Origin of the sequence: Aeromicrobium panaciterrae, from assembly GCF_031457275.1 — a bacterium.
Classification (GTDB): Bacteria; Actinomycetota; Actinomycetes; order Propionibacteriales; family Nocardioidaceae; genus Aeromicrobium; species Aeromicrobium panaciterrae_A.
The window spans coordinates 772,170-786,900 of sequence record NZ_JAVDWH010000001.1; the positions used below are offsets into that span (position 1 = coordinate 772,170).

The 14,731-nt window shown below is 63.2% G+C and carries 14 protein-coding genes; 6 read left to right on the plus strand and 8 right to left on the minus strand.

Annotated elements, in window-relative coordinates; genetic code table 11:
* Window positions 1-43 precede the first annotated feature (43 nt).
* Genes J2X11_RS04015 through J2X11_RS04035 form a run of 5 tightly spaced genes read right to left on the minus strand, consistent with a single transcriptional unit; the run spans window position 44 to window position 5,217 of the window.
* The gene (locus J2X11_RS04015) at window positions 44-985 is read right to left on the minus strand and encodes an NAD-dependent epimerase/dehydratase family protein (protein WP_309966973.1); all 942 of its coding nucleotides are present in this window, start codon (window positions 983-985) and stop codon (window positions 44-46) included.
* On the minus strand, window positions 982-1,620 hold the full coding sequence (locus J2X11_RS04020) for a NeuD/PglB/VioB family sugar acetyltransferase (RefSeq protein WP_309966974.1): 639 nt from the start codon (window positions 1,618-1,620) through the stop codon (window positions 982-984). The genes J2X11_RS04015 and J2X11_RS04020 overlap by 4 nt, the downstream gene beginning before the upstream one ends.
* Window positions 1,617-2,225, minus strand: a complete 609-nt coding sequence (locus J2X11_RS04025; protein ID WP_309966976.1) for a sugar transferase — start codon at window positions 2,223-2,225, stop codon at window positions 1,617-1,619. The genes J2X11_RS04020 and J2X11_RS04025 overlap by 4 nt, the downstream gene beginning before the upstream one ends.
* Window positions 2,225-3,355: a DegT/DnrJ/EryC1/StrS family aminotransferase gene (locus tag J2X11_RS04030; RefSeq protein ID WP_309966978.1), complete on the minus strand. Its 1,131-nt coding sequence runs from the start codon at window positions 3,353-3,355 to the stop codon at window positions 2,225-2,227. The genes J2X11_RS04025 and J2X11_RS04030 overlap by 1 nt, the downstream gene beginning before the upstream one ends.
* Complete coding sequence (locus J2X11_RS04035; RefSeq protein ID WP_309966980.1) at window positions 3,352-5,217, minus strand: nucleoside-diphosphate sugar epimerase/dehydratase; 1,866 nt, start codon at window positions 5,215-5,217, stop codon at window positions 3,352-3,354. The genes J2X11_RS04030 and J2X11_RS04035 overlap by 4 nt, the downstream gene beginning before the upstream one ends.
* Window positions 5,218-5,331: 114 nt before the next feature.
* On the opposite strand from J2X11_RS04035, the gene J2X11_RS04040 reads away from it, so the two are divergent.
* From J2X11_RS04040 to J2X11_RS04050, 3 genes are all read left to right on the plus strand, one after another.
* Window positions 5,332-6,261, plus strand: a complete 930-nt coding sequence (locus tag J2X11_RS04040) for a beta propeller repeat protein (RefSeq protein WP_309966982.1) — start codon at window positions 5,332-5,334, stop codon at window positions 6,259-6,261.
* Window positions 6,262-6,451: 190 nt separating this feature from the next.
* Window positions 6,452-7,039 (plus strand): LPXTG cell wall anchor domain-containing protein, encoded by a 588-nt coding sequence (locus J2X11_RS04045; RefSeq protein WP_309966984.1) that lies wholly within the window; start codon window positions 6,452-6,454, stop codon window positions 7,037-7,039.
* A gap of 88 nt (window positions 7,040-7,127) precedes the next feature.
* A complete protein-coding gene (locus tag J2X11_RS04050) occupies window positions 7,128-8,921 on the plus strand; it encodes a DUF4012 domain-containing protein (protein WP_309966986.1) in 1,794 nt (597 codons plus the stop codon).
* A 1-nt stretch (window position 8,922) separates the two neighbouring features.
* Here J2X11_RS04050 and J2X11_RS04055 read toward each other — a convergent pair whose 3' ends face one another.
* Window positions 8,923-9,990: an LCP family protein gene (locus J2X11_RS04055; protein ID WP_309966988.1), complete on the minus strand. Its 1,068-nt coding sequence runs from the start codon at window positions 9,988-9,990 to the stop codon at window positions 8,923-8,925.
* A gap of 64 nt (window positions 9,991-10,054) precedes the next feature.
* Entirely contained in the window at window positions 10,055-11,170 is a 1,116-nt protein-coding gene (locus J2X11_RS04060; protein ID WP_309966990.1) for an LCP family protein, read from the minus strand.
* 95 nt (window positions 11,171-11,265) lie between these two features.
* Between J2X11_RS04060 and J2X11_RS04065 the strand changes: the two genes are divergently transcribed.
* The 3 genes from J2X11_RS04065 to J2X11_RS04075 are packed head-to-tail and all read left to right on the plus strand — an operon-like array spanning window position 11,266 to window position 13,230.
* Window positions 11,266-11,760 (plus strand): heme-binding beta-barrel domain-containing protein, encoded by a 495-nt coding sequence (locus J2X11_RS04065; RefSeq protein WP_309966992.1) that lies wholly within the window; start codon window positions 11,266-11,268, stop codon window positions 11,758-11,760.
* Window positions 11,753-12,691, plus strand: coding sequence for a CAF17-like 4Fe-4S cluster assembly/insertion protein YgfZ (gene ygfZ, locus J2X11_RS04070; RefSeq protein ID WP_309966993.1), 939 nt, complete (start codon window positions 11,753-11,755; stop codon window positions 12,689-12,691). The genes J2X11_RS04065 and ygfZ overlap by 8 nt, the downstream gene beginning before the upstream one ends.
* Window positions 12,688-13,230, plus strand: coding sequence for an arsenate reductase/protein-tyrosine-phosphatase family protein (locus J2X11_RS04075; RefSeq protein WP_309966995.1), 543 nt, complete (start codon window positions 12,688-12,690; stop codon window positions 13,228-13,230). The genes ygfZ and J2X11_RS04075 overlap by 4 nt, the downstream gene beginning before the upstream one ends.
* Here J2X11_RS04075 and J2X11_RS04080 read toward each other — a convergent pair whose 3' ends face one another.
* A complete protein-coding gene (locus tag J2X11_RS04080; RefSeq protein WP_309966997.1) occupies window positions 13,231-14,643 on the minus strand; it encodes a tyrosine-protein kinase domain-containing protein in 1,413 nt (470 codons plus the stop codon).
* Window positions 14,644-14,731 lie beyond the last annotated feature (88 nt).

Here is a 14,731-nt window from a genome sequence, read left to right on the forward strand (position 1 = left end):
TCCACCGTGTGTGGGGAGGGCGTTCGCTGGTTCCTGCGCAGCTTCAGTCGAGAGGCTGGTTCGATGCCAGCCACGCCGCCGTCGCCTTGAGCCCTTCGGGCAGCGGCACTGGCTGCAGCTCGGGGAACAGCTCTCGGATGCGCTTCCCGTCGGACTGTGACGCTCGGACGTCCCCAGGTCGAAGTGGTGTGTGTTCGACCGTGAGCTGACGACCCAGAATCGACTCGATCTCACTGACCAGCTCAAGAAGAGTGGTGTTGGTGCCGAAGGCGAGGTTGATCGGTTGGTCGAAGTGAAGCGACTTCTCCAGCGACAGCGCGATGGCGTCGCAGACGGATGCCACATACGTGAAGTCGCGAGACTGGAGTCCGTCGCCGTGAATCGTGAGTCGCTCTCCATGAAGAGCGGCGTCGAGGAATCGAGGAATGACCGCCGCATAGTCGTGGTCGGGCTGTTGGCGAGGTCCGTAGACGTTGAAGAAACGCAGCGCCAACGTCTTGATGCCGTACGAGTGGCCGTACGCGATCGCATACGACTCGGTGGCGAGCTTGCTAGCCGCATACGGACTCATGGGTCTCGTCCAGTCGAACTCTGACTTCGGCATGGCTTCATTGCTGCCGTAGACCGAGCTGGATGACGCCACGATCACCTGGTTGACGTTGGCGAGCCGCGCGGCTTCGAGGACGTTGAGAGTGCCGGTCGCATTGGCGTCGTGAGCGCGACGTGGATGCTCGACGGAAAGTGCGACGCTGCCGATGGCCGCGAGATGTACGACCGCGTCGACGCCATCGACAGCCTCAGCAAGCTGGTCCATCGAAAGGATTGACCCTTCGAGGAACGTGACGTCAAGCCCCTGAAGATTGTCTTTGCGGCCAGTTGTCAGGTCGTCGAGAACGACGATCTCGGTGGAGGGATCCCGCGAGATCAGGGTCTCGACAAGGTTGGATCCGATGAAGCCCGCCCCGCCGGTGATGAGAACCTTCATCGCGCCGGAACCCCCTTGACGGTCACGTTGGTGGGTACATCGTGCACGACACACGCTGCGGCACCGACGGTCGCGTGCGCCCCCACCCGTATCTCCTGGATGAGTGTGGAGTTGGTGCCGAGTTCGACACCGGTGCCGATATGGCAGCTTCCTGAGATGACGGCGGCCGGATGCACTGTCACGAAGTCCTCCAGGACGGAGTCGTGGCCGACGTGGGAGCCGCGGTCCAGATGTACGTGAGAACCCAGCGTGACGTCGGACCCCACCGCGACGAAAGCGCAGATCACGGAGCCGGGGGCAATCATGGAGTTGGCGCCGATCACGGCCGTCGGGTGGACCAGCGTGGCTGGGACCATCCCTGCTTCACCAGCAAGGGCAGCGAGTCTTTGACGTGTGGTGGGGTTGCCTACGCCAATCACACAGTGGGCACCGGGAGCGTAGTCACCGATTCCGCTGAGTGGGCCGAGAATCTGACTTCCTCGCCGACCCACGCGCGCCACGTTTTCCTCGGTGGGCGAGTCGTCGACGAAGCCGACCACGTTCCATGTCGGACTGACCGCGTTGATGGCGTCGACAACATCGGCCGCCTCGCGTCCAAAGCCACCTGATCCCACGATGACCAGATCGAGTGTCATGGGCGCTCACCTTCAAATGGTGCGCTGGTGACGCCGCCGCCGTAGGCAGGCCCCTCGCGCCGGAACAACACTCCGATGGTCTTCAACAGAATCGACAGGTCGAGCTTCAGGCTCTGAGAGTCGACATAGCGGACGTCGAGGTCGAACCTCTCGGCCCAAGACAACGTGTTGCGCCCACCGACCTGCGTCAGGCCCGTGATGCCCGGAAGTACTTCCTCGCGTCGCCGTTGATCTGGCGTGTATTGGACGGAGTACTCAGTTGGCAGAGGCCGCGGCCCGACAATCGACATATCGCCCTTGAGCACATTGAAAAGCGTAGGGAGCTCATCCAGGCTCGAGCCGCGCAGCAGGGCGCCAAGCCGGGTCAGTCGATTGGCGTCATCGAAACCGGCGCTGGCGCCAACCGGTGCGGGCAGCATGGTGCGGAACTTGATCATGGTGAATGGAGCGCCGCCGATCCCTGCGCGCTCTTGACGGAACAGCACCGGCGTCCCCATGCGAGCCCAGATCAGCAACGCGATGATGGCCTGGATGGGCAACGAGAGCACGAGCGCGACCGTGGAAAGGGACAGGTCGAGGACTCGCTTGGTGAGATGGGGACGCATCAGACCTCGCCCAGGAATTCGAGGATCGCGGTTGTCACTCGGGCGATGTCATCGGTGCTGAGCGATGACCCGCTGGGCAAGGAGAGTCCCGATTCGAAGAGGGTCTCCGCTGCGCCGTTGATGTTTTGGGGTGATCCGGCGAAAGCGGGCTGGAGGTGCAAGGGCTTCCACAACGGCCGACTCTCGATGTCCTCTGCCTCGAGAGCCTTCCGCAGCTGCTCGGTCGGCCACCCCGTCACATTGCTGTCGACCAGGATTGCTGTGAGCCAGCAGTTGTCCTCGTCATCGCCCTCGCGCTGGAAGATCTCGACGCCCGGGACAGTGTCAAAGAGCGATACGTACGTCTCGCGGACGGCTCGTCGACGAGTGAGCATCTCGTCGAGTCGTGCCAGTTGAGCCCGACCGAGTCCGGCGAGCAGGTTGGAGAGTCGGTAGTTGTAACCGATCTCGCGGTGCTCGTAGTGGACTGCTGGCTCTCGTGCCTGAGCTGACAGGAAGCGCAGTCGGTCGGCGAGGTCGGGGTCGCGGGTCAGAACCATCCCGCCGCCGGATGTCGTCATGATCTTGTTGCCGTTGAACGACAGCACTGCGGCGTCTCCGAACGATCCGGCGAGGGTGTCGCCTGACCGCGCGCCCATCGATTCAGCGGAGTCGGACAGGATCTTGAGTCCGTGTTTGGCGGCGATTGCGGCGATGGCGTCGTAGTCGGCGCATTTGCCCAGGATGTCCACGGGCACGATGGCTGGCACGTTCTTGCCTTCGTCGCGCAGTCGCTGGATCGTCTGGTCGAGTAGTTCGGGGTCGATGTTGCCGGTCGACGGGACGCAGTCGACGAACACCGGGGTAGCGCCCGTGTATGCGATCGCATTGGCGGTCGCTGCGAAGGTGAGCGCTGCCGTCGGGACGAAGTCGCCGGGACCGACGCCCCACGCGACGAGCACGAGGTGGAGGGCCGCCGTGCCGGAACTGAGAGCAACGGCGTGCTCCATGCCAAGGCGGTCGGCCATTTCGCGTTCGAAGGAGTCGACGTCTGGACCTGTCGGCGCAACCCAACCCGATCGGATGGCGTCCACGACGTGACGCTCCTCAAGTGGACTGACGTCCGGGCTTGAGAGGTGGATACGAGTCACGGGCGGACCTTGGTCTGATCGGGCATCGCCAGTTGTGCCGACATCGCCGCGATTGAGTCAACGGCTGCCCTGTTGTCCATGTCGAGGCGAAGGTCCAGTGCTTCGGCCGCGGTGACTGGCGGGACGGAGACGTGCGAGACAAGAGGGTGAACAGGTCGGTCATCGACCTCACCGGAGCCGAACAGCTTCTCGTGCAGCTTCTCGCCTGGCTTCAGCCCGGTGAAAACGATGTTGACGGAGGTGTTGGACTGTTCGATCAAGCGCTCGGCGACTTCGACGATCCGGACCGGGTCACCCATGTCGAGCACGAGTGCCTCACCGTTGCGACCGATCGCTGCCGCTTGGATCACGAGCTGGACTGCTTCATCCACTGTCATGAAATAGCGGGTCACAGCGGGATCCGTCACGGTCACTGGACCGCCCAGCTGGATCTGTGCGGCAAACGTGCGCAGCACTGATCCGCTTGTACCGAGGACGTTGCCGAACCGAACGCTGATGTAGATACCGGACGTTTTCGTGGCGAATCCAGCTGTCAATCGCTCGGCGATGCGCTTGGTGTAGCCCAGCACGTTGATCGGGTCGGCGGCCTTGTCAGTGGAGATGTTGACGAAACGTTCGACCGCGAACTCTGTCGATGCCTCGAGCACGTTGAGGGTGCCGAACACATTGGTCTTGACCGCCTCGGAGGCCTGACCTTCGAGCAGGTTGACGTGCTTGAGCGCGGCCGCGTGGAACACGACCTGGGGTCGGTGGTCAGCAAACACTTGCCGCATACGTTCTCCGTCGCGGATGTCGGCAAGTACGACAGTGCGCGACTCGAGGTCGGCTCGTCCGTGCATCGACAGCAGTAGCGAGTGGAGTGCTGATTCGTCGCGATCGAGTATGACCAGCGACTCGGGGCCGAACCGGACGATTTGCCGGCACAATTCGGAGCCGATGGAACCGCCAGCTCCCGTCACGAGCACGCGCATACCGCTGAGGTAGCCGGCGATCGAGGCTAGATCGGTCTGGATCTGGTGTCGACCCAGCAGATCCTCTGGCTCCAGGTCCCTGACGGCCGTGTGGTGGACGCCAGCAAGAAGCTCGCCCACGCTCGGCAGAACCTTGACGCTGAGACCCGCAACAACAGCGACATCGTTGATGCGGCTGATCGTCCCCGAACTGGCGCTGGGAATCGCGACGATGACGGTGTTTGCGCCGGTACGCGATGCGACTCGCGCGAGTTGGTCGGTGGTCCCGAGCACGTCGAGTCCTCGGTAGCGGAGGTGCTTCTTGTTCGAGTCGTCGTCGATGAAGCCGACTGGCTTCCATCGCTGTTCACGGTCTCGCTGCATGGACTGCACCAACTGGCGCCCCGCGTCTCCCGCGCCCACGATGATCGCCGGTGTGGACACGGCGCCGGATGGGCCGGGCTTGCCCTGCGACATGAGCACCCGCCAGAGAGCTCGCGGCCAGGCGCACAGCACCAGGGCGATGAAGGTGGCGATGATGGTCGTTGATCGTGGGATGTACGGCGGCTCGCTGAGGACATTGAAGGCCGTCGCTGCGATGCTGGCCGCTACGAGAACACTCGCCAACAAGAAGAGTTCTTCGAAGCTGCCGAACGCTCGCCGACCATGGTGGAGGCGCAGCATCCAGGCGATCAGGATGTGCGTCGAGATGGCCACGCTGCCGACGAGCAGAACGCCGAAGAGCGGAATCGGTGTCCCGACCCCCTCCATGTTGATGCGCGGAGCCGTTGTCAGCGTTTCAAAGCGCAACGCAGTCGCAAAGTAGATCGCTGCCATCCACCCGATCGAGTCGACCAGTATCAGGACGGGCAGGCGGTGACCGCGAAGCGCTACGAGAAAGCTGGCTCGCACGCGACCCCCTCCGAATTGCCTCGCGGGCCAGTGCGGCCCACCTTGACGGACTCTACCGACTTGGGTGGCTCGGCTGGACGCACTTGGGCAGGTCCGCCCTCGCTAACATGAGGCATGTCGAGAAGAGGCTGGCTGGGCCAGCAAGCCAAACGCCGTGTGGCAATTGCAGGACTCAGCGCTCTCGTCATCGCGAACATCGCGTTGTTCGTCGTGCTGCAGCGAAACCTGCTGGCGGCCCCTGTAGCGCGAGGAGATCTTCCGACACCGTCATCGAGCAGTTCAGCTCCACCGACTGAGGCGAATGGCGCCGTCACGCTCGTACAGTCGCAGCGTGGATACCTCGCCCGGGTGACGCGCGGTCAATGCACCGCTGACGGAAGGCCCCGCATTGACTTGTCGCTTGACGGGGGAGAGAAGTTCAGCGAAGTAGCGCTTCCCCTCCTCGGCTCCTCGGAAGGTTCGAATCCAGGGGACGCCCCGCAAACCGTACGTACGATCCTGTCGTTTCAAGCGGACTCACCCACCGAATTCACGGTGGTGGCCAGCGACGACGAGTGCACGTCCCGGGGGTTTAAGACTGATGATGGAGGGCGGTCGTGGCAGAGGTCGAAGATCGCCGACGAATGGTTTGTTGACGCCCCTGGAACGGGAGTGGTGTCCCCGGACGGAGCTACCGAGCCGGGATGTGCCGTGATCTCGCTGGCGCCGCTCAGCGATCGCAACGCCAAGGTGCTGTGCGACAACGATTTGGTGCTGGGCACGGACGACAACGGCCAGAGGTGGGTGACGCTCGGCAGCCTGGACGGCGTGACGGCCGGACTGTTCGGTGGCCTCTATGACGGATATGCCATTGCGCCTGGTGGGGCGTGCACTTCGCGTTTTTACGTCACGACTGATGCCGGAGGTGTCTGGACCCCCGGCAAGTGCGTCAGCAAGGCCGAAGTGGTGACTTCGCTCGTCGGCTCAACCGCTCAGTTGTATGCCTTGGTCGGCGATAACGTGCTGACCAGCGTCGATCTCGGAAAGACTTGGAAGCGCGCTTGAACGCAGTCCGTATCAGATAGTGACCGGGAACACCCCTTGGTGACCGCAGGATCGCGTTTCTACGCTAGAGTTTTCCCATAACGAACTGCACAGCAGGTCGTTAGCCAGAACATAACGTGATCTATGTAGGGAGTCACGGCGGTTTATCCACCGCTTGGACTCAACAAAACTCGGACCTTTTGGAGTGCGGATGATGAAGATCAGGCTGATTGCCGCCGCGGTGATCGCGGGAGCAGCGACCCTGCTCTCCGCCGGCTCGGCAAACGCGGGTTACTCAGATCCCCCGATCACGCTCACGCTCGACGACAACATTCTTGTCGGCGGCAACACGTTCAGCTACACGGCTGACTCCGGCTCGGTCGAGTGCGACTGGACCATCACATACAACGACGGTCGCGCACCGGGCGAGCCCGCTGTGCAGCAGGGCAGCGGAACATCGTTCTCTGGCTCCTACAAGACCAAGGTCGTGACCAAGAAGTTCAAGTCGCCGATCACCGCCACGTGCGAATACGACGACGGACAGACCGCGTCCACCGACGATGCGACCACCGCTCCTGCGTTCTACTCGACCGGCAGCGGCGCCAGCACCCTTCAGGCTGCGATTCAGGAAGCCAGTGCATCTGCCACGGTCACCCTGCTTCCCCTCGGTGGCGATGACAGCGGTTCGCTGCCCGACACCGGTGGATCCAACCTGTCGCTGATCCTGCTCGGCGGCGGACTGGTTCTTGTTGGCGGTGGCGTCACCTACATGGCTCGCCGTCGTCAGTCGAGCCACTAAGACTGGTACGTAGAATCGTGCACGTCCCGACTATCGGGACGTGCACGATTCTTTTTATGGTCGCCCGCGACAACCCGTTCGGAGTTCAATGAGCCAGTCGGCCTATCGATCGCGGAAGCACCGTCCGTGGTACCGCAAGATCACCCGCGCACACTTCGGTTGGGCGTTCGCCGGTCTTCTGACGGCGGTGCTCATCCTCTTCGGATGGCAGGCTGCGCGCGCGAGTTCGGCGTTGAGGCTTGCTGCCAACCAGGCGCAGGTCCTGCAGAACCAGATCATTGCGGGCGATGACGTGGCAGCCAAGACGACGATGGCCGCACTCGCCGACTCAGCTGACCGTGCCAAGAGCTCAACCGACGGAGTTCTCTGGCGGCTGGGTGCCAAGGTCCCGTTCTTCGGCAAGAACGTGTCCGCGGTGCAGGACGTGTCTGTCGCGATCGACACCATCGCCCGGGAGGCTCTCCCGCCCGTCGTCGATCTGTCCTCAAAGATCAACCTCAACACCTACAGCCCGCATGACGGCAAAGTCGACATCAACGCCATCGAGGAGATCGGGCCGTCGGTCTCGGACGCATCTGACGCTATCGCCAAAGCCAACAAGCAGATTCGTGACATCAACGCCGGCTCCCTGCTTGTCCCGCTGCGCGGACCGGTCTCGTCCATCCAGGCCAAAGTTGGCGAGGCCCGAAACGCATCCAAGTCGGCGACCCTCGCGGCTCGCCTGCTTCCGTCGATGCTCGGCAAGGATGAGACCCGCCGCTACCTCCTGCTGATCCAGAGCAACGCGGAGATCCGTGCGACGGGCGGCATTGCTGGCTCGTACGCGATCCTCACCGCCAAGCAGGGCAAGCTGTCGATGGGATTCCAGGGAGCCATCCAGGATCTACTCCCGTTTGAGGAGCCTGTTGTCCCGATGACCGAGGACGAGAAGGACGTGTTCTCGTCTGCGCTGGTGACCGACCTCCGCAACGCCAACCTCACTCCTGACTTTCCTCGTACGGCACAGATCACCCGCGCGATGGTCAAGAAGGGTCTCAACAAGAACGTCGACGGAGTCATCTCTGTCGACCCGGTCGCAATGAGCTTCATCCTTGCGGGCACCGGCCCGGTCAAGCTCAAGAACGGCGCGGCCCTGACGCCCGAGAATGCCGTCGAGGTGCTGCTCAACGCGATCTATCGCTTCTACCCAGACTCCACGCGGCAGAATGACACGTTCGAATATGCCGCGCGCAAGGTCTTCAATGTCGTGAAGTCAGGTCGCGGTGAGTCGCGGCTGGTGATCTCCGGAATGGTGAAGGGCGCGAGCGAGAACCGGATCATGGTGTGGTCGTCGCACAAGGATGAGCAGCGCTTGATCGCTCCATCTGACCTGTCAGGCGCGTTCCTCGGCGATGACGGCAAGACGCCGCGCGTTGGCCTCTACTTCAGCGACGCCGCTGCAACGAAGATGGAGTACTACCTCAACTACTCGACGAGGGTCACGGCCACCAAGTGCCTCGAAGACAATATTCAGGAACTCACGTCGACCACCCAGGTCACCTCAAACGCGCCGTCCGATGCCAAGGATCTCCCTGAGTCAGTCACCGGAAACGGTTCGGCGACTCCCAAGGGCACGATGAGCCTGAACCTTCGTTTCTACTCACCGTTCGGCGGCGGGTTTACCGAGGTTCGGGTCAACAACAAGAAGCAGACGGTCTACGGCGACACATTCAAGGGTCGCAACGTCACCCGCGTAACGCTTCAGGTCAAGCCTGGCGAAACCATCTCGGTGACCACCGCAATGATCTCCGGGCCCAATCAACCGGGCGACGTCATCTTCTCGACCACCCCGGGAATCGTGAGTGCTCGCAACGACGTTGTGACGCCGTCCGCTTGCAAGTAGGTCAGTCGACTTCGGTCGGTGAGCCCAGCAGCAGGTCTGGGTTGCTGTCGACGAATGCCCCGACTGTGTCATCGCGCATCGCTTGGAACAGCTGGTCGCTGAGCTCGTAGTCGACGTTGACGATGCTGCCGGCGACTGGGTCGGTGCCCGTGCCGTTGGTGGGGATCGTCATGAACGTGACGTCATTGGCGCGCGTGCTGCGCATCGAGATGGCCAGTGATCGGATGCTGGAGTTGGACCAGTCCTCGTCTACGGCGATGTTGTTGGTGATCGCGCTGAGAGTGCTGCGGAGCTTGAGCGGGTTGGTCAGGGTGCCGCGATCCAGGATTGCGATCATCATCGAGCGCAGGAAGTTCTGCTGACGCTTGACGCGACCGAAGTCGCCGCCGGGAACGCTGTAGCGCTCGCGTACGTAGTTCAACGCCTCCTTGCCGTTGAGCTCGCGGGTGCCCTCCGAGGCGGTGGTGATCTTGACTCCGCCAAGTGCGTTGGTGATGTCTTCGAAGCCGTCCCAGTCGACCATCGCGAGGTGGTCGATGCGAAGGCCCGTGAGGTTCTCGACGGTCGAGATGGCGCCCGAGGGACCATAGAGCGAGAGTGCGGCGTTGATCTTGGTGTTCTCACGCTGGCGACCGGTGTCATCGAAGACGGGGACGTAGCTGTCGCGAGGGATCGACGCGATGTACGTGGTCTTCCGATCGGCACTGATGTGCACGAGCATCGTGGCATCGCTGCGGTACTTGCCAGTCGGCCATTTGCCGGAGGCTGCGTCCTCGAGGATCGAGTTGCCACCGGGATTGCGCTCCGAGCCCGCATCGGCGCCGAGCAGAAGGATATTGAGTGCTTCGCTGTCGTCCGGCGCGGGCCGTACGGACTCGTTGAGCGTCACTGGGACGCGTTCGATGTTGGTGAGGCTGTGGTTGAGCATGTACGCGAAGACGCCTACCGCAAGGGCCAGCACGGTGATGAGGGCGAGGAATGCCGTCAGCCAGCTGTGACGCCGGAAGAACCCACGACTGTCCTCGGCGCCGTCGACGGCCTCATCGGCTCCAGCGGTGTGTTCGCCCATCAGCGGGTCTCCTGGTGTCTGGGTTGTCTGGATTCAACGACTGCGGAACGGTGAGGCTCCGCAGTCACCTGACTTCATCGGGGGCCGGCAGGACATCGTCAGGATTGGCCTTGATGTAGGCCGAGACCGAGTCCTTCCGCAGGGCATCCCATAGCTGCAGCGCCTTCTGCTCATTGAGCCGCACGATGCTGCCATAGACCGCGATCGTTTCGGTACCGGCGATGGGGGCGGTGAGGAACCTGACGTCCTTGGCCTCGGTGCCGCGCAGGGAGAGCGCGAGGCCGCGCATGTCGCCGGCCGACCATTCGGCATCGACCGTGAGGTTCTCGGTGAGTGCGCTGACGGTGTTGATGAGCTTGACCGGGTTGGTCATCGTCCCCTTGTCGAGGATCTTCTTCATCAGTGCGCGCAGGAAGTTCTGCTGGCGAGCGATGCGATCGAAGTCGCCGCGGAGAAGGCCATAGCGCGTACGGACGTAGGCGAGAGCCAGCTTGCCTTCGAGGACCTGCGGTCCGGCTTCCCATTGGATCTTCTGCTTGGGATCGTAGAAGGCCTTCGGGATCGTGACGGGGACGCCGCCAACTGCCGATGAGAGCTCGCGGAAGCCAGCCCAGTCGATGATCGCCAGGTGCTCCATACGGAGGTTGGTCAGGTGCTCGATCGTCGAGATCGCACCGAGGGGTCCGAACTCGGAGAACGCCGCGTTGATCTTGCCCTGGTGCTGCGGGCGACCGTCGGCGTCGTAGATCGTCGTGAACGTGTCACGAGGGATCGAGGTCAGGTAGACGTGCTTTCGATTGGACGAGATGTGCACGATCATCAGGGTGTCGCTGCGGTACTTGCCGATGGGCCATTCGTCGGCCTTGGCGTCCTCACCGATCGAGGTGCCCGACGGCTGTCCCGAGATCTTCTTGCCCTTGTCTGAACCCAGCAGCAGGATGTTGAGCGACTTGCCCTTGTCTGGGTCAGGACGGTTGGTGTCCTTGGAGCTCGGCAACTTGGAGACGTTGTTGAGCTTGGAGTTGAGCATGTAAGCGTAAGAAGCGCCGCCCACGATGGGGACGACGATCAGGAGCGTGAAGAGCGTGATCAACAGCTTGCGATGACGCCGTCGGAACGGTTGGCCGCCAGCACGACGCTTGCCAGCCTCGCCGTAGCGACGCTCTCGTCTGCTAGCCATCATGCTCCTGTTCCAGGGGGTATCCCGACTATTCTGCCGGGTCATCGCAAGTCCGACCAATCGTGCCCACCCAGATGGCCGATAGAATCGAACTCATGCCGTTCGAGATTCCGTCTGACCTCCACCCCGACCTCATGCCGATGGCGTGGTTGCTCGGTCCGTGGCACGGCAACGGGCAGGGCGAGTACCCCACGATCAAGCCGTTCTCGTTCGAGCAGGACGTCGTGTTTGCCCACGACACCAGGCCTTTTCTGCACTACTTCAGCCGCACCTGGATCACCGACGAAGCTGGGGAGCGCGTACGCCCTGGAGCCCTCGAGACTGGCTTCCTCCGCCCAGTTGGTGAGGGTCAGGTTGAGTTCGTCCTCGCGCACGCCACTGGCTTCGCTGAGATTTGGTACGGCACGATCGACGGCGCCCGTCTCACGCTTTCGACCGACGTCGTCGCGCGTACGTCGACCGCCAAGGATTACACCGCGGGCCAGCGTATGTACGGGCTCGTCGAGGGTGACTTGATGTACGCCTACGACATGGCTGCTGAGGGACAAGAGATGCAGTCCCACCTTTGGGGACGGTTGCAGCGTGTCTGACGCAAGCCCACTCCTGTCGTTGCCCGGTGCAGTCGGCGGAAACGCGCCTGACAACCTCGTGGCCGCGCACTACGGGTCCATTGCGGGGGAGCAGCGTCGCCTGATCGAAGGCGGCACGTTCGTCGACCTCTCGCACCGTGACGTCGTCACGGTCACCGGCCCCGACCGGCTGACCTGGCTCCACTCCCTGACGACGCAGTACCTCGAAGGTCTGGAGCCCGGCGTACACGCTGAAGTGCTGCTGCTGTCGCCGCAGGGGCGTATCGAGCACGGCTTCTCCGGCGTCGACGATGGCGAGACGTTCTGGGCGCACACCGAGCCGGGCGCGGGAGCTGCTCTCGTGGCCTTCCTCGATCGGATGCGCTTCATGATGCGCGTTGAGGTGGCGCTGGCCACGGCTGAGTGGGCGGTCATCGGCCTCCCGCAGCTCGATTGGAAGATCGTGCCTCGAGCGGACTTGAACACTCTTCCCTCCGAGCTGGGCGACCCAGTCGGACTCTGGGCCTGGGAGGCGCTGCGCATCGAGGCAGGGCTGCCTCGTGTCGGCATGGACACCGACGAGCTGACGATCCCCAACGAAGCCGGCCTGCTGAACATCGCGGTGCACCTCGACAAGGGTTGCTACCGCGGCCAGGAGACCGTCGCTCGAGTGCACACGCTGGGGCGACCGCCTCGGCGGCTGGTGCGACTGCACCTCGACGGCTCGGTCAACCATCTGCCGCCCGTCGGCTCAGATGTCACGCTGGACGGCGTACGCGTGGGCTCCATCGGCTCAACTGCGCGCCACCATGAGCTCGGCCCGATCGCGCTGGCGTTGGTCAAACGCAATGTCGATCCCGCAGCCGAATTGCTCGTCGACGGTGTTGCCGCTGGTCAAGAGTTGATTGTCGACCCGGAGGCCGGGTTGCACGTACGACCGGTACTACGTTGACGGGCCATCGGCGTTTCGCGATCCTTGCCATTTGCACCGCCAACATCTGCCGTTCCCCCATGATCGAGGTGCTGCTGCGCGCAGAGCTCGATCCCAAACTGTTCGAAGTCGCGAGTGCGGGCGTTCAAGGTTGGGACCGCCAGCCAATGGACGCGATGGCTGCAATGGAGCTCATGCGATTCGGTCACTCGCCGGGCAAGTTCAGGTCGCATGCGATCGACTCCTACCTTGTCGACTCTGCGGATCTGATCCTCACTGCGACCAAGGCGCACCGCTCAGAGGTGCTCGCACTCAACCCGCGTGCCCTGCGGCGTACGTTCACGCTGGTTGAGTTCGCTGCGCTGTGCGAAAAGGTCGAAGGGGCCTACCCGACCGAACTCGTTGCCGAGGCGGCACGTCAGCGCAGCCTGGCGCCAGCCGACATCGACATCGGTGACCCCTATCGCCGGAGCCCTGAAGTACATCGCAAGACGGCCGATCAGATTGCCGGGGCCGCGCATACTGTCGGCTCACGCCTCAACACGCTCGCCCATATCTGATCAACTTCGGCGTGCGCCCCTGCGCTGTCCGCCGGTTGCCGTCTTGGAGAAGTACTCCGGGCCATAGCCATAGCCGTATCCATAGCCGTAGCGGCTCAGCTCGCGCGCCGGGCTCATGCTGAGCACAGTGCCCAGAAGTCTGGCGCCGACGGCCTGCAGGCGTTCGGTGGCTGTTCGCACTTGTTCGCGACCGGTGGAGCCGTGTCGTACGACAAGGATCGCGCCATCGGAGATCGATGCCAGCAGCGATGCATCCGTGACGGGAAGCAGCGGCGGCGCATCGATCAGCACGACCTCGTAGCGGTGGCGCAGCTCGGCGACGAGGGCCGTCATGGCCTTGGTCTGGAGGATCTCCGAAGGGTTGGGAGGCAACGCACCGCTCGTGAGGACATCCAGGCCCGGCGTTCCGGCCTGCTGCAGAGCGGCATCAAGCGCAACGCGACCGACCAGAACAGTGGTAAGTCCGACGGACTTCTCGATGCCGAGGTATTCGCTGACACGTGGACGACGCAGGTCGCCCTCGACCAGCACGACTCGAGTTCCGGTCTGCGCGAGTGCGATCGCAAGGTTGCAGGCCGTGGTGGACTTGCCCTCGCCAGCCAGGGAGCTCGTGATGGTGATGACCTTGTGGTCGCGATCCACGTCGAGGAACTGAAGGTTGGTGCGCAGGATGCGTACCGCCTCGAACCGCGGGTGGTGCGTGCCGAGGGATGTGATCAGCGGCGTGCTCGCTGCGGCCCTGTCGTAGGCCATTGCTCCGAGTACGGGTGCTCCGGCGAGCTCCTCGAGCTCTGTGGGTGTCCGGACACTTCGATCGGCGAGCTCACGCCAGGTGGCGAACAGCAGGCCAGCCAGCAAGCCGAGGCCTGCGCCGATCGCGAGCCACATCGGGCGCGACGGATAGAACGCGGACGATGGCGTCGCTGCGTCTTCGACAACGCTGGCGGTCAGCGCTGTGCTGGTGGTGGCACCGTTCTCGTCGCCGGCGCCTTCATTGGCGGCGTTGGCAGCCTGGTTGTCTTCGAGCCAGCTGACGAACTGCTCAGCCGACTCCTGAGCAATACGGGCGGCGGTCTGTGAGTTGGAGTCCTCAGCCGTCACACGCAGAACAGAGGTGTTCTTCAGGACTCTGGCGTGGAGGCGACGATCCGTTGCAGCAACGCTGTCGGAGAGGCCGAGGCTCTTGACGACGCGGCCCGCGATCGTACGGCCGCCCAGGACGTGTCCGTAGGACGCAACCGTCCGTGAGTCCACAGCATGGGTGCTCTCGGCTGGAGGTGGCGCGATGAGCACATCAGCGTGCGCGGAATAGCGCTGTGTCGCCGTCGACAGCAATCCCACAGCGACGGCAATTCCGAGAAGAGTGAGCACGACGATGGAGGGCCAGCGTCGGCCGAGCTGATGGGGCGACACTGCGTCTCCTTCGCGGTTCGACGTCTTCGGAACGGCACGAGCATGCCACATGAATGCCGCTCAAATTGCCGGTTCACGGAGAGACATC

Bases quoted from the DNA above. Each gene is read 5' to 3' on its own strand.
- J2X11_RS04015 (WP_309966973.1), bottom strand. From the start codon at position 985: ATGAAGGTTCTCATCACCGGCGGGGCGGGCTTCATCGGATCCAACCTT.
- J2X11_RS04020 (WP_309966974.1), bottom strand. From the start codon at position 1,620: ATGACACTCGATCTGGTCATCGTGGGATCAGGTGGCTTTGGACGCGAG.
- J2X11_RS04025 (WP_309966976.1), bottom strand. From the start codon at position 2,225: ATGCGTCCCCATCTCACCAAGCGAGTCCTCGACCTGTCCCTTTCCACG.
- J2X11_RS04040 (WP_309966982.1), top strand. From the start codon at position 5,332: ATGTCGAGAAGAGGCTGGCTGGGCCAGCAAGCCAAACGCCGTGTGGCA.
- J2X11_RS04045 (WP_309966984.1), top strand. From the start codon at position 6,452: ATGATGAAGATCAGGCTGATTGCCGCCGCGGTGATCGCGGGAGCAGCG.
- J2X11_RS04050 (WP_309966986.1), top strand. From the start codon at position 7,128: ATGAGCCAGTCGGCCTATCGATCGCGGAAGCACCGTCCGTGGTACCGC.
- J2X11_RS04055 (WP_309966988.1), bottom strand. From the start codon at position 9,990: ATGGGCGAACACACCGCTGGAGCCGATGAGGCCGTCGACGGCGCCGAG.
- J2X11_RS04060 (WP_309966990.1), bottom strand. From the start codon at position 11,170: ATGGCTAGCAGACGAGAGCGTCGCTACGGCGAGGCTGGCAAGCGTCGT.
- J2X11_RS04065 (WP_309966992.1), top strand. From the start codon at position 11,266: ATGCCGTTCGAGATTCCGTCTGACCTCCACCCCGACCTCATGCCGATG.